Below are 14,381 nucleotides of genomic sequence, written 5' to 3'. Positions count from 1 at the left end.
GGAGGCGGCGGGCGCACGCCGATCCGTCATCACAAAAGAAATAAAGCAAAGGGTACTTACTATTAGGTAGTAATCATGCTTAGTATTTACTCCCCAGCAATTGCTGGTTTGTGATCAGCAGCCGATCGTGAAAAGAGCGCGAAGATGACAGAGAACCACTGGCCCCAGGGCGGCAGCAACGGCACTCCTGCGGCTACCCAGCAGACGGCCCTCCGGCCGGAATCCACGTTCCCGCCGCCGTCCAACGGGTCCGCAAAGACCGACGCCGCCAAGGATGAGGCGGCGGATGTGAAGCGCCAGGCCGCGGATTCGGCCCGGAACGTGTCCGAGACGGCCAAGACGGAAGCAGCCACTGTTGCCGCCGAGGTGAAGACGAACGCCCGGGATCTCCTGCAGCAGGCGAAGTCGGACCTCACGGATCAGGCCGGCACGCAGCAGCAGAAGGTAGCCGCGGGCCTGCACTCCATTTCCACCGAACTGCACACCATGGCCGCAGCTTCCGAACAGCCCGGCGTCGCCACCGACCTGGTGCGCCAGGCCGCCGAACGCTCCTCGGCCGTCGCCGGGTGGCTCGATGGCCGCGATCCGGGCTCGCTGCTGACCGAGGTGAAGTCCTTTGCCCGCGAGCGGCCCGGCACCTTCCTGCTCCTGGCGGCCGGAGCCGGCGTGCTGGCCGGCCGGCTCAGCCGCAGCCTCAGCGCCGGCGCACCGGAACCGGCCGCCGCCGGTGCCACCGCAAACCCCGGCACCAGGGTCCCGGACACCGGCAGGGCAGTCCCGCCGCCGCCCGTGCAGCTGCCCGCCCCGGAAACCACGACGGCGGGCTTCGCGGACACGTACCCGCCGGCTCCCGCCGGGAATGACCCGTTCGGTGACACCGCCCGGCAGGACCGCTGGGCCTCCGAGCCTGTCGTGACTGAGCCGCTCCGGCAGGATCCGCTCCGCGATGACCCCTTTGACGGCGGCCGTCGATGACCAGCGACATGCCTCAGACCGCCGCGCACGCCAAAGCTGAATCCTCGTCCTTGGGTGACCTCCTGGGCGAGGTAACGCGGGACATGTCCACCCTGATGCGGCAGGAAGTGGAGCTGGCCAAGGTCGAGCTCAAACAGTCAGCGGCCCGCGCCGGCAAGGGCGGCGGGATGCTGGCCGGTGCCGGCGTCGCGGGCCACTTCGTCCTGCTATTCCTGTCCCTGGCGCTTTGGTGGGCGCTCGGGACGCTCCTGGGACTGGGCTGGTCCGGCGTCGTCGTCGCCGTCATCTGGGGAATCATCGCCGCAGCCCTGGCAGCCACGGGCCGCAAGGAACTCAACGCCATCAGGGGCTTGCCCCAGACCGTCGCTACGCTGCAGGAAATCCCTCCCACGCTCAAACCCACCCCCTAGATCCAGCGAGGAAACACGATGAGTGAAAACCCGGATGCCATCCGAGCAGATATTGAAGCAACCCGCGCACGGCTGGGCACGAACGTCGATGCCGTAGCGGACAAGGTCACACCGTCGCACATCGTCCAGCGGCAGACCGACAGGGTCAAAGCGAACGTCAAGGACGCCGTCTTCGGAGTGAAGGAAAAAGTCATGGGCGCTGCCGACCACACCGCCGGCAACGTCCACACCGCCGCCGGAAACACGGGTGCGCACCTCGGCAACGCCGGGGCAGCGATGGGGGGCGCCCCCGCGCAGGTCAAAACGAGGACCCGGGGCAACCCGCTCGCGGCGGGCCTGATTGCCTTCGGCGCGGGCCTGTTGGCCTCCGCCCTGATCCCGGCCAGCCAGAAGGAACGCGAAGCTGCTGATGCCCTCAAGACAGCGGCCGAGCCGTTCACCACCGAACTGACCGAGGCCGCCAAACACATGGCCGAGGGACTGAAAGAGCCCGCCCAGGCTGCGATGGAAAGCGTCAAGGCCAGCGCTGCAGATGCCACCGAGGCCGTCAAAGCCGAGGGCCAAGGCGCGGTCGCGGACGTCAAAGAGCGGACCGCAGAGGCCAAGGACACCGTCCAGCAGGCCTGATCCCGCGAGAACCCGGCCGGCCGACCTGCGCTCACGCGCCGGACGGCCGGCCGATGCGCTTAACCCGACAAAGGAAAAAATCCCATGACCCAAAACCCTGCCACGGCAGAAAATAGCAGCATAAACGACGCCGAAACCCAGGAGAGCAGCACAGCCAAGGCCCGCACGGCGCCCGCTCCGGACGATTCGCGCAAGCCGGACAGCCCCACGGACGTCACCAAACCGTCGTGGAAGTTCATCGCGAAGAAAACGCTGCGGGAATTCACCAAGGACCAGTGCCCCGACCTCGCCGCGGCCCTGACGTACTACTCGGTCCTCTCAGTTTTTCCGGCGCTCTTGGCGCTGGTGTCCTTGCTGGGGATTTTTGGGCAAGCCGAAAAGACCACCGCCGCGTTCCTGGAGATCGCCCGGGGATTCGCGCCTGCTGAAACCGTGGAAGCGATCCGCCAGCCAATCGAGCAGCTCAGCAGCTCCTCCGCCGCCGGACTCACCCTGGTGATCGGACTTCTTACCGCTCTCTGGTCCGCATCCGGGTATGTCGGGGCGTTCGGGCGGGCCATGAACCGGATCTACGAAATCGACGAGGGCCGGCCGTTTATCAAACTCCGGGGCACGATGCTCGCCGTCACGATCGCCACCGTGCTGATTGTTGTACTGCTGGCGGCCATGCTCGTCCTCAGCGGCCCCGTGGCCGAGTCCATCGGCAGCGCCATTGGTTTGGGCGGTGCCGTCCTGACAGCGTGGAACATCCTCAAATGGCCCGTCATTTTGTTGCTTGTGGTGCTTGCGATCGCCATCCTCTACTACGCGACCCCAAACGTAAAGCAGCCCAAATTCCGCTGGATGAGCCTGGGCTCGCTGATCGCCCTGGTGATCTTCCTGCTGGCATCCTTGGCCTTCGCGTTCTACGTTGCCAACTTCAGCAGCTACAACCGGACCTACGGCGCGATCGGCGGCGTCATCATCTCGCTGCTCTGGCTCTGGATCCTGAACCTGTCACTGCTCTTCGGCGCCGAATTCGACGCCGAAATGGAACGCGGCCGCCAACTGCAGGCCGGGATTGAGGCTGAGGAAACCATCCAGCTGCCACCCCGGGACACCAAGCAGAGTGACAAGCTGCAGGCGCGTGAAGAGGAGGACATCAAACGGGGCCGCGAACTCCGTGAACAGCACAGCACAGCGGGCGCGGGGGCCGTCCCGGGTCGCACTGCCGCTACCGAGGGGGATCGGCCCAACCCGCGGGACCAAAGCCCCTAGCCCGCTCCGACCCATTGAGTTCTACTGGGCGCAGTACCGACCGGAGGCGGACACGGCTGACCTGAACAAAGCGCGCGGCAATGCCTTGACTGTGCGCTGACCATGCTTCACCGGACCAATCCTTCAGAGGGGAGCTGGAGGTGACTTGGAGAGGAGGACGCCCGTGCGAGCATGGCGGGTAGGGCAGCCCGGGCCGATGAGGACAGGCCCCCTTGTGCAAGCCGAGTGCCCCGACCCCAAACCGGGCCCCGGGGAGGTATTGCTGCGGGTAAGGGTGTGTGGAGTCTGCCGCACGGACCTGCACCTGGCTGAGGGCGATCTCGCCCCGCGCCGGCCCGGTGTCATCCCCGGCCACGAGGTCGTTGGGGATGTCATTAAGTGCGGGGACGGCGCCACGCGGTTCTCACCGGGAAACCGGGTCGGCGTCCCTTGGCTTGGCGGGACCTGCGGCTCCTGCCGTTTTTGCCTGCGCGGAGATGAAAACCTCTGCCTCTCCCCCGTGTTCACCGGCTGGGACCGCGACGGCGGTTACGCCGAACTCATCACGGTGGCCGAAGACTTCGCCTACCGGCTCCCGTCGGGCTTCTCGGATGAGGAGGCCGCGCCGTTGCTGTGCGCGGGGATCATCGGCTACCGGGCGCTCTGCCGGGCCGATCTGCCCATCGGCGGTCGGCTGGGGATCTACGGTTTCGGCGGATCCGCGCATTTGGCGGCCCAGATTGCCCTTTTCCAGGGCGCGCGTGTGTATGTAATGACCCGATCCAAGGAGGCCCGGACCCTCGCCCTGGAGCTCGGCGCGACCTTCGCCGGCGGCGCCGATGAGCAGCCGCCGGATCCGCTGGACTCGGCGATCCTGTTCGCCCCGGCCGGCGGCCTGGTTCCGGTAGCACTGCGCGCCCTGGACCGTGGCGGCACCCTCGCTGTTGCCGGCATCCATCTAAGTGATATTCCGGCGCTGAACTATGCCACGGACTTGTTCCAGGAACGCCAGCTGCGCAGCGTCACAGCCAACACCCGGGCCGACGGCGAGGAGTTCCTGCGCGTCGCCGCGGAGATCCCGCTCCGGCCCACCACAGTGGCCTACCCGTTTGAGGCCGCGGACCGGGCGCTGCTGGATCTGTCCGAGGACCGGGTCACCGGAGCGGCGGTGCTCCGGATGGACTCAACGTAGCCGGCCAGTGGCGGGCAGGCCGGATCGGTCGTCCGCGCGCAGGAATTCGTGTTCCTGGCCCGGCTGGATCAGGACGCTGCGGGCGCCCACCCGCACCAGCACCGGGGCCGCGTCGCCAGGCGCTGCCGATACCCTGAGACGGTCGCGCTCCAGGTGAACGGCGAGCATCTGGTCCCGGTAGCGGACCTGGAAGTCCACGCGGCTGAGCTCGACGGGCAGCCGGGGGACGAAGTCGAGGGCATCGCGCGTAATCTGCAGCCCGGCAAAACTGCGCTGCACTACGTCGATCGTGCCGGCCATGGCGCCGAGATGGATGCCGCAGCGGGTAGTTCCGCCTTGGGTGTCATCCAGGTCCGCGTCCAGCGCCTCCCGGAACGTTTCCCACGCCCGCTCGGGATTCCGCTGCGCCAGCACCGAGGCGTGGGCCACCCGGCTGAGCGTTGATCCGTGCGCTGTCCTGGCCAGGTAGAAGTCCACAGTGGCTGCCATCTGCGCTGCGGTAACGGTATAGCCCATCCGGGCCAGGAACCGGATCAGCTGGTCCTCGCCCAGGACGTAAAGCAGCATCAGGACGTCGGCTTGTTTGGCCAGCCGGTAGTGGTTGGTGCTGTCCCCTTCCGCCTCCAGGATCAGGTCCAGCCGCTCGATGAGCCCGTAGCTTCGGCGGTAGTGGTCCCAGTCAAGTTCCCGGAGCGCGGCGTAGCCGTCGAACTGGCTGATGACGCCGTCGTCGTGGAACGGAACGAACATGCGGCGGCTGAGGTGTTCCCAGGCCGTCATCTCGGCGGCGGTGACCAGCAGCCTGGTCCGCAGTTCGTCCATGTCGAATCCACGCACGGAATGCATCATCCAGACGGCTTGGTCGAACACCCAGGCCGCCATCACGTTGGTGTACGCATTGTCGTTCAGCCCGCCGCCCGGGTCACCCGGGTTGCCGGTATGGTATTCATCCGGGCCCATAACTCCCCGGAGGTGGAAGCGGTCTTCGACCGGGTCGAATTCCGCCATGGACGCGAACAGCCGGGCGACTTCCACGATGATTTCCGCCCCATGCCCGGTGAGCCACCCGCGGTCCTGGGTGGCCTCGAAGTACTGCCAGGCGTTGTAGGCGACAGCGAGGCCGACATGGCGCTGGAGCCGCGAATAGTCCTTCATCCAGTGCCCGGACCGCAGGTTGAACAACAGCTTCGGCGTCTGTTCAGTGCCGTCACTGCCGCTTTGCCATGGGAACAGGGCCCCCTTAAGTCCCGCGTCCCGCGCCGCGTCCCGGGCCGCGCCGAGCCGCCTCCAGCGGTAATCGAGGAGCTCGCGGGCGAGGGCGGGCAGCCTCGAATTCAGCAGTGGGAGGACAAAAAGCTCATCCCAGAAGACGTGCCCCCGGTACCCTTCGCCGTGCAGCCCGCGGGCCGGTACACCGGCGTCGACTTCGGCGGTGTGGGTGGTGAGGGTCTGCAACAGGTGGAAGACGTGCAGGTTCAGGATCAGCTGGGCCTGCGAGCTGGCGTCGAACTCTATGACAAAGGGTTGGAGCAGGACGGCCCATGCGGCGTCGTGCTCGGCCTGCAGCGCCGTGAAACCGCCCGAGGCGCGGGCCAGGACGGCCCGGGCCGCCGTTCGGGGAGATGCGATGGCGTGATCGCGGGAGGAGGTCACGGCCACTGTCTTGAGGATCGTCAGCGGCGCACCCGCTGTCACGAAAACTTCGAAGCGGTGGGTGTGCAGCCCATTCAGCTGTTCGGGAATCCCTGCCCCGGGCGGCCCGTCGGACCCGGAGATTTCCGTCCGGAGCGCCAGGGCGATCCCGATTCCGCTGGTGACGGTCCGGACCTCCACTGTGAGTTCGGCGGCACCCGGGCCGTCCCCGGCCGCCGTAGCCCGGACGGAACCCAGGTGCCGCTTGGACAGCGCCGCGTCCTCGGGGACATTGGAGTTGGTGACCCCGGTGTCACAGCCGCTGCGAACGCTGACGCCGCCGTCCCAGCCGACGGCCGTGACGACCGTTTCCATCGCGGCGAGGTGCGGGACGGCCATGGACACCAAGCGGCGCTGCACCAGCAGAAGCTGCCGGCCGGTGTTGTCCTCCAAAAGCGCCTCCCGGGTCAGCACCGCCCGTTTCAGGTCCAGGGTGCGGCGCTCGCTGCGGAGCGAAAGTCCGCCCTCGGACCACCACGCCCCTTCGCCGATCCGGAGGTCCAGCGGCAGCCAGTCGGGAATGTTGACCATGTGTTCGTCGACAGTTTCCTGGTCCGCCACAACGCTGCGCAGGCTGTTGTAAACGCCGGCGAGATAGCTGCCGGGATAGTGCACGGCCCCGGCCCGGTGTTCGGGGGCGGCGCCCCGCGTGGCCAGGTAGCCGTTGCCCAGGGTGGTGAGGGCTTCGCGGTGGCCCTCATGCACCGGGTCGAAGCCTTCGTAGACCAGCAGCCACGGGTGCGTGATGACGAGTCCAATGTCCAGTTGGCTGACATCCTCGACGACGACGTCGGCGCCCGCCGCTTCCAGCGGTCCCCGGCGCCCGGACCGGTCGATGCCAACGACCAGCCCAAAGCCGCCGCGCCGGCCGGCTTCCACCCCGGCCGCTGATTCCTCGATGACCATGGCCCGGGCGGGCGGGATCCCGAGCCGCCGCACCGCTTCCAACTGCAGCGCGGGGGCCGGCTTGCCCGCAACGTCGCGGTCCAGGGCCGTCTGACCGTCGACGACGTGGTCGAAGAAGTCCCCGAGGCCGGCGGCGGCCAGCAGCGCGCCGGCGTTTCTGGCGCAGGTGGCAAGCACCACCGGAATTCGCCCCGCTTTCAGCCGGCCGAGGAGGTCCACTGTGCCCGGGAACGCCCGGACCGGTTGGTCACCGAGCAGCTTTTCGAACAGTTCGTTCTGGCGTGCGGCGAGCCCGAAGACGGTCCATTCCCCCGAGCCATCTGAGGGGTTGCCGTCCGGGACTGCCCCGCCGCGGGAGGCCAGGAAAGAGGTTACCGCGTCTTCCCACGTCCGGCCTGCCACGAGGTCCAGGTAGTCTTCGGTGCAGAACGGATCCCGGCGGGTCCCGGCTGGAAGCCGCGGGTCCTGGAGGACTGCGTCGAAGAGTTGCTTCCATGCCGCCGAGCGAAGACCGGCGGTGTCGGTGACCACCCCGTCCAGGTCAAGGATCACGGCATCGACGGGCGCCAGGGCTGCGGCTAGGGTGGGCGACTCCGTCATTCCTCAGTCGTATCAGGCCTGCGGCAACTGCGACAGTGGCGTTGTACCGCTATTCCGGCCCGCCGGCCTGATAGCCGTCAGCCAAGCAGCGAATCGAGGGTGGTAAAGCCATAGCCGGCCTGGCGGATCCGATCGATGATCCCGGGCAGGGCATCGGCGTCCAGGGTGGTCCCGTCGTCGGGATTGGAACCGATGTGCATCAGCACGATCTCCCCGGGCTGAAGGCCGGCGAATGTCCGGTCAGCCACGATGCGCGCCGAGATCCCGCCGCTGCTGCCCTTCCAGCCCAGGGTGTCCACGCTCCAGCGGACGGCCACGTAGCCGTAGGCGTTCACGGCAGCGATGGTCCGGGCGTCGCGTTCACCGAAGGGAAAGCGGAACAGGGGCCGGGGGTCACCTCCGCCCGCGAGGATGGCCTGCTGCGCCCGAACCAGCTGGTCCCCGATCGCGGCGTCGGGGAGCCCGGTAAAACCAGGGTGGGTCATCGAATGGTTCCCCACCCGGTGGCCGCCCGCGACGATCGCCGCGACACCCGCCGGGTTGCCGGCCGCCCAGTTGCCGGTCAGGAAAAACGTGCCGCGAACGCCAGTGGTGGCCAGTGTCTGCAGGATGCTGGGCAACCCTGCGGCGTTGGCTCCGGCGTCGAAGGTCAGCGCCACCACTGCACCCACACCCGGGACTACCTCCAGATCGCGGCCGGCGAGCGCGGCGGGGAACGGGGCCGGGGGCGGCTCCGGCGCCGGGGGCGGGGGCGGCTCGGGCGCCGGGATGGCAGGCAACGGTACCGGCCCGGCCGGAGCCGTTTCGCTGGGGGTGCGGACCGGAGCGTCCGACGGCGACGAACCCGGCGTCGGGCTGCCCGGCGGCTCCTCCGACGGGCCGGCGGTGTCCACAGGTGACGACGCCGGAGCTGACGACGCCGGAGCTGACGACGCCGGCGGCGGTGATGTCGGGGCAGCCGCCGGCGGGTTGGCTCTCAACACAACTGCAAGCACCACGGCGGCGGCCAGCAAGAGCACCGCAGCGGCGGCCACCAGCCACCGGCGTCGGCCGGAAAGGTTCGGCCACATGCTTGACTGTGGCACCGCCGGCGACAGCCGGACTAGGGCTGAAAGGCCCGGGCGGGCGGCGACGCTGCCGGTATCAGCCGGTCGGCCCGGTACCGGTCGAACAAGCGGATGAAAGAGTCTTCCGTGCGGCGGTAGCCGGTGAAACCCGCAAGCCGGCTCTTGCTCATATCCGTGACAACTTCGAGGTTACGGCCCAGGTCACCGTCTGTGTGCCACCAGGACGCGACCCGGGCGAGCTCGGGTTCGGCCAGCCCGTGGCGGGCGGCGATGCCTGCCCAGACGCCCTCCTGGCCGGACATCTGCTGTTCCAGCGGGCGTGGCCGGCCCTCGTACCCAACGGGTTCGACGCCGAAATAGGCGGCCAGCGCAGGCCACATGCGGCGCCAGCGGAAGAGGTCTCCGTTGACGATGTTGTACGCCTGGTCGGCTACCCCGTCGGCGGTGGCCGCCCAGACCATGTGTTCTGCCAGAAGCCCGCTGTCGGTCATGTCCGTCAGGGAGTTCCACTGCGTCTCGGAACCCGGGAAGATGAACGGCAGGCCGAGTTCCCGGCAGATGGACGCCTGGACCGCGAGCGTTAGACCCATGTTCATGGCGTTGCCGACCGCATGCCCGATGACCGTATGCGCCCGGTGCACGGACCAGCCAAAGCCCTGCCGGCCCGCGCCAGCCCATAACTCGTCTTCCTGGGCGTAGTAGAAGTTAGGCGTCGGCAACCTGGGCTCGCATTCGCGGAACGGCGTGTCCGGCATCTCCCCCGCCGCGTACGCTTCAAACGGACCCAGATAGTGCTTCAACCCGGTCATCAGGGCCACGTGTTTCACTGGCTGGCCGCTGAGGCTCGCGAGCAGGTTCCGCAGCATGGCAGCGTTGGTGTCGATGTTTTCCTGTTCCGTGTCCATCCGCGACCACGCGGTGTAGAACACGTGACTGAGCCGTTCACCCGCCAAGGCTTCACGCAGGCTCTCCACGGAGGTCAGGTCCGCGCTCACGTGCCGGACATCGCCGCGCCGGATCGGGTGCCGCGAGAGGGCCACAACGTCCCAGCCCTCATCGGCCAGCCGGTCAACCAGAGCCGATCCGGCAATGCCGCTGGCCCCGACCACCAAGGCGGTCCTCGTATCAATGGTGCCTGAACTGCTTGCCACGCTGTTCCTCCTCGTACTGTCCGCTGCGCCTCGCCGTCCCAACAGGGGGCACGGCGGGCCAGACCAAGGTCATTCTCCGCCCGCTCCAGCCTCTCACAGACCGAACGGGGCGGGCAGTAGGATAAAGGCAGTGGAGTGCGCCTCACCAACCAGCGAATGCTAAGGCAGGATATCCGTGAAAATCCTTCTCCGATATCCGCTCGTTGCAGGCACAGTCGCGGCCCTGCTCGCCGTGCTTATCCTGCTCCTGTCCGGGCAGGAGCCGATTGCGCAGATCACAGCCAGCAGCTACGCCCTGGCGGTAGCGGCCTATCTGGCCGTCGGCATGGTCCGCCGGCTGATGGGTGGCCAGTGGGGCATCGACATCCTGGCGGTCACCGCCATTGTCAGCACCGTCCTGGTGGGCGAATTCATCGCCGCCATGATCATTGTCCTGATGATGGCCGGCGGCACAGCCCTCGAGGACTTCGCCGCCGGCCGGGCCAAAAAGGAACTGACCTCCCTGCTGGAACGCGTCCCGCAGACTGCCCACCGGGAAGGGGACGGCAGCTCCGCCGCCGAAACCAGCACAGGCGGCCAGCTCGAGGATGTTGCCGCCACCGACGTCCGGATCGGAGACATCCTGCTGGTCAGACCCGGTGAAGTGGTGCCGCTGGACGGCATCCTGCTTTCTGAATCCGGCAGCTTCGACGAGTCCTCCCTCACCGGGGAAAGCCTTCCGGTGGAACGGGTTGCCGGGGACGGGCTGATGAGCGGCTCCCTCAACGGCGAAGCCGCGGTCCGGATGCGGGTCACGGCCCTGATGGCGGATTCGCAGTACAGCCGCATCGTCGCCCTGGTCAAGGAAGCCGCGGACAGCAAGGCACCCATGGTGCGGCTCGCGGACCGGTATGCCGTCCCGTTCACCGCCCTCGCGTACCTTCTCGGCGCGATCGGCTGGATCATCAGCGGCAGCCCGGCCCGGTTCGCGGAGGTGCTTGTGGTCGCCACCCCGTGCCCGCTGTTGATCGCCGCCCCCGTGGCGTTCCTGGGCGGCATGAGCCGTGCCGCGCGCGGCGGCATCATCGTCAAATACGCCGGCGTGCTGGAGCAGTTGAGCCGGATCAAAACGGTCGCCTTCGACAAGACCGGGACCCTGACCTACGGCCGCCCCTCCCTGGTCGGCGTCCGGACCTCCGGGTCCTTCACCAAGGACGACGTCCTGGCCCTGGCGGCCTCCGCCGAACAATATTCCTCCCACGTGCTCGCCGCCTCCGTAATGGAGGCTGCACGGAACCGCGGGCTCGTCTTCGAAACCGCAACGGAGGCCAACGAATTCGCCACGCACGGCGTCCGGGCACGCTTCGACGGCCGCGACGTGGTGGTTGGCAAGCCGAAGTTCGTGGCTGAATCGGCCGGCGGCGTCGAGGAAATCGAGCTGGCCAGCGGCGAACTCGCCATCTATGTCGGCGTCGCCGGGGAATTCGCCGGGGCCCTGGTGATGAGCGACCCCATCCGCGGGGAAACCCGCCGCACCTTGGCCGAGCTAACCGAACTCGGCGTTATCCAGACGGTGATGCTGACCGGCGATGCGCTTGCGACCGCCGAACACATCGCGGACGCGGCCGGGCTCACCGATGTCCGCGCCGAGTGCCTGCCGGCGGACAAGGTCGAAGCCGTCCGGGACCTGCCGCTGCGACCGGTCATGATGGTGGGGGACGGCGTCAACGATGCCCCCGTGCTGGCCGCCGCCGACGTCGGCATCGCGATGGGTGCCCGCGGCTCGACGGCGGCCGGCGAGTCGGCCGACGTCGTGATCATCCTGGACGACCTGTCCAAGGTAGCCGCGGCCGTGCGGATCGGCCAGCGCACCATCAAGGTGGCGCTGCAAAGCATCTGGATCGGCATAGCGCTGAGCGTGGCGCTGATGCTCGCCGCGGCTGCAGGCTTCGTCCCGGCCATCGCAGGTGCCTTGTCCCAGGAACTCGTGGACCTGGCGACAATCCTCAATGCGCTGCGCGCACTCAGTCCGGGCACCTCAGCGAAGGCCGGGAAGCAGGCGCCCGCCGCTACCGGGAAGCAGGCAGTTTCTCGGCTTCCGCGATCCGCGGAACGGTCCTGAGGTAGCTGTCCGGATTCAGCGAGATCGAATCGATGCCTTCACCGACCAGGAACGCCGCGAACTCCGGGTGGTTGCTGGGTCCCTGGCCGCAGATGCCGATCTTGATGCCGGCCGCATGCGCCTTTTGGATAGCCTCGCTGATCATGGCCATCACGGCCTCATCCCGCTCGTCAAAGAGTGCGGCCAGCTGCGCCGAATCCCGGTCCACGCCCAGGACAAGCTGGGTGAGGTCGTTGGAGCCGATGGAGAAGCCGTCGAAGCGGGTGGCGAACTTGTCGGCGAGGACGACGTTGGACGGGATCTCACACATCATGTAGACCTGCAGGCCGTTCTGGCCCCGAACCAGGCCGTGCTCCGCCATCACGGCCAGCACCTTGTCCGCTTCCCGGGGGGTGCGGCAGAACGGCACCATCACAATAATGTTGCTAAACCCGAGCTTCTCGCGGACCCGTTTGAGGGCGGCACACTCCAGGGCAAATCCCTCGCGGTACCGCTCGTCGTAGTAGCGGGAGGCGCCGCGGAAGCCGAGCATGGGGTTTTCCTCCGGTTCCTCGAAGGCGGAACCGCCGATCAGGTGCGCGTACTCGTTGGTTTTGAAGTCGCTGAGCCGGACGATCACGGGCCGGGGGAAGTGGGGTGCTGCGATCTTGGCGATGCCAAGAGCCAGGGCGTCCACGAAGTAGTCCTTCGGGTCGGCAAAGCCGCTGGTCAGGGCACGGATCTGCTCGGCCTCGTGGGGGTCGGTGACCCGCTCGGGGTGAACCAGCGCCATCGGGTGGACCCGGATCAGGGCGCTGATGATGAATTCCATCCGGGCGAGCCCGACGCCGTCGGCCGGCAGCCGCCACCACTGGAAGGCTGCCGCGGGGCTGGCGATGTTGACCATAACTTTGGTGTGCGTCTCGGGCAGTTCACCGAGGTCCACGTCCTCGGTCTCAAACGCGAGGCTGCCCTGGTAGACCCGGCCTTCGTCGCCTTTGGCGCAGGAAATCGTCACGGACTGGTCTTCCGCGAGGACAGTGGTGGCATTGCCTGTACCCACGACTGCGGGTACCCCGAGTTCCCGGCTCACGATCGCCGCGTGGCTGGTAGGGCCGCCGCGGTCGGTCACGATGCCTGCTGCCCGCTTCATAATCGGAACCCAGTCCGGGTCGGTCATCTCGGTGACCAGGATGGCGCCGTCGCGGAAGTTGTCAATGTCAGCGGCGCTGCGGATCACGCAGGCCGTGCCGTGGGCGATGGAATCGCCGATCGCGGCGCCGCGCACCAGTACGCTGCCCGCCTCCAGCAGGTGGTGGAGGGTGAACCGGGAGCCGGTTTTTTGCGACTGGACCGTTTCCGGCCGGGCCTGGACCATAAACAGTTCGCCGGTCACACCATCCCGGGCCCACTCCATGTCCATCGGCCGGGCATAGTGCTCTTCCACGCTCACGGCCCAGCGCGCCAGCGCGAGAATCTCGGCGTCGTCCAGGACAAAAGCGCGGCGTTCCGCGTCGGAGGTGTCCACCATTTTGGTGCGGGCGTGGCCGCCCCGGCTGTAGACCATTTTCCGGTCCTTGGAGCCCAGCGTCTTTTCGATAATCGGAGCGAACTCCGGCTGGGCCAGGAGCGGCTTGAAGACGACGTATTTGTCCGGATTGATGGTGCCTTGGACCACGGTTTCGCCAAGCCCCCAGGCGGCGCTGACCACTGCCACGCCCGGGAAGCCGGAATCAGTGTCGATGGAGAACATCACGCCGGAGGCGCCGACGTCGGAGCGCACCATCCGCTGCACACCGATCGAGAGCGCAACGTCGAGGTGGTCGAAGCCCTTGACCTCGCGGTAGCTGATGGCACGGTCGGTGAACAGTGAGGCGTAGCAGCGCCGGCAGGCGTCCAGGAGTTCGCGTTCCCCGGCGATGTTCAGGAAGGTCTCCTGCTGCCCGGCGAAGCTCGCATCCGGCAGGTCCTCGGCGGTGGCGCTGCTGCGGACAGCAACGGAGAGCCGGTCCACCCCGGCCCGCTCCCCGAGTTCCCGGTAGTGGGAGCGGATGGACGCGGCGGTGTCCTCGGGAAACTCACTGTCCAGGAAGAGCTCCCTGATGGCTTCCCCGGTGGCGCGCAGGGACGTTTCGCCGGCGCGGTAGGACTGGATCTGTGAGCGCATCGCCGATTCGATGCCGTTGGCCTCGATGAACCGGCGGTAGGCGTCCGCGGTGGTCGCAAAGCCGCCCGGCACGCGCACACCCTTGGTTTTGAGGGACTGGATGAGTTCGCCGAGGGAGGCGTTTTTGCCCCCCACCTGCGGGACGTCACCCATACCGATCTCTTCAAACCACAGCACCGGGGATTCAGCCATGTCGCAACTCCTGCTTTCGGCAATTGGGAAGGAAAACACTGGACACGATGGTGACCGCTGGCGTCCGGCGCCCCTGGAGCCATCCT

At 67.6% G+C, this 14,381-nt stretch carries 10 protein-coding genes; 6 read left to right on the top strand and 4 right to left on the bottom strand.

Annotated features, from left to right (window positions below; translation table 11 throughout):
- Window positions 1–144: 144 nt before the first annotated feature.
- From QI450_RS17895 to QI450_RS17875, 5 genes are all read left to right on the top strand, one after another.
- Window positions 145–975, top strand: a complete 831-nt coding sequence (locus QI450_RS17895; RefSeq protein WP_226775896.1) for a hypothetical protein — start codon at window positions 145–147, stop codon at window positions 973–975.
- A gap of 8 nt (window positions 976–983) precedes the next feature.
- Entirely contained in the window at window positions 984–1,385 is a 402-nt protein-coding gene (locus tag QI450_RS17890; RefSeq protein ID WP_282359520.1) for a phage holin family protein, read from the top strand.
- A gap of 18 nt (window positions 1,386–1,403) precedes the next feature.
- Entirely contained in the window at window positions 1,404–2,012 is a 609-nt protein-coding gene (locus QI450_RS17885) for a DUF3618 domain-containing protein (RefSeq protein WP_226775894.1), read from the top strand.
- 84 nt (window positions 2,013–2,096) lie between these two features.
- Complete coding sequence (locus QI450_RS17880) at window positions 2,097–3,269, top strand: YihY/virulence factor BrkB family protein (RefSeq protein ID WP_226775893.1); 1,173 nt, start codon at window positions 2,097–2,099, stop codon at window positions 3,267–3,269.
- 163 nt (window positions 3,270–3,432) lie between these two features.
- Window positions 3,433–4,440, top strand: coding sequence for a zinc-dependent alcohol dehydrogenase family protein (locus QI450_RS17875; RefSeq protein WP_226775892.1), 1,008 nt, complete (start codon window positions 3,433–3,435; stop codon window positions 4,438–4,440).
- Here QI450_RS17875 and QI450_RS17870 read toward each other — a convergent pair.
- From QI450_RS17870 to QI450_RS17860, 3 genes are all read right to left on the bottom strand, one after another.
- The gene (locus tag QI450_RS17870; RefSeq protein WP_226775891.1) at window positions 4,432–7,638 is read right to left on the bottom strand and encodes an HAD family hydrolase; all 3,207 of its coding nucleotides are present in this window, start codon (window positions 7,636–7,638) and stop codon (window positions 4,432–4,434) included. The two genes, QI450_RS17875 and QI450_RS17870, sit on opposite strands and share 9 nt — an antisense overlap.
- Window positions 7,639–7,715: 77 nt before the next feature.
- The gene (locus tag QI450_RS17865; RefSeq protein ID WP_282468061.1) at window positions 7,716–8,708 is read right to left on the bottom strand and encodes a polysaccharide deacetylase family protein; all 993 of its coding nucleotides are present in this window, start codon (window positions 8,706–8,708) and stop codon (window positions 7,716–7,718) included.
- 32 nt (window positions 8,709–8,740) lie between these two features.
- The gene (locus tag QI450_RS17860) at window positions 8,741–9,856 is read right to left on the bottom strand and encodes an SDR family oxidoreductase (RefSeq protein WP_226774650.1); all 1,116 of its coding nucleotides are present in this window, start codon (window positions 9,854–9,856) and stop codon (window positions 8,741–8,743) included.
- Between the two features lie 175 nt (window positions 9,857–10,031).
- Between QI450_RS17860 and QI450_RS17855 the strand changes: the two genes are divergently transcribed.
- Window positions 10,032–11,957, top strand: coding sequence for a heavy metal translocating P-type ATPase (locus QI450_RS17855; RefSeq protein WP_226774651.1), 1,926 nt, complete (start codon window positions 10,032–10,034; stop codon window positions 11,955–11,957).
- Here the strand turns inward: QI450_RS17855 and ppsA are convergent.
- Window positions 11,905–14,295 carry a phosphoenolpyruvate synthase gene (gene ppsA, locus QI450_RS17850; protein ID WP_226774652.1) on the bottom strand — a complete coding sequence of 797 codons (2,391 nt, stop codon included), beginning with the start codon at window positions 14,293–14,295 and terminating at the stop codon, window positions 11,905–11,907. The genes QI450_RS17855 and ppsA overlap by 53 nt on opposite strands.
- Window positions 14,296–14,381 lie beyond the last annotated feature (86 nt).

The sequence above is a fragment of the Arthrobacter sp. EM1 genome (genome assembly GCF_029964055.1).
Classification (GTDB): Bacteria; Actinomycetota; Actinomycetes; order Actinomycetales; family Micrococcaceae; genus Arthrobacter.
This window is presented reverse-complemented; position numbering and strand designations above follow the sequence as displayed.

Coding starts and splice junctions, on each gene's coding strand:
- QI450_RS17895 (WP_226775896.1), top strand. CDS start 145: ATGACAGAGAACCACTGGCCCCAGGGCGGCAGCAACGGCACTCCTGCG.
- QI450_RS17890 (WP_282359520.1), top strand. CDS start 984: ATGCCTCAGACCGCCGCGCACGCCAAAGCTGAATCCTCGTCCTTGGGT.
- QI450_RS17885 (WP_226775894.1), top strand. CDS start 1,404: ATGAGTGAAAACCCGGATGCCATCCGAGCAGATATTGAAGCAACCCGC.
- QI450_RS17880 (WP_226775893.1), top strand. CDS start 2,097: ATGACCCAAAACCCTGCCACGGCAGAAAATAGCAGCATAAACGACGCC.
- QI450_RS17870 (WP_226775891.1), bottom strand. CDS start 7,638: ATGACGGAGTCGCCCACCCTAGCCGCAGCCCTGGCGCCCGTCGATGCC.
- QI450_RS17865 (WP_282468061.1), bottom strand. CDS start 8,708: ATGTGGCCGAACCTTTCCGGCCGACGCCGGTGGCTGGTGGCCGCCGCT.
- ppsA (WP_226774652.1), bottom strand. CDS start 14,295: ATGGCTGAATCCCCGGTGCTGTGGTTTGAAGAGATCGGTATGGGTGAC.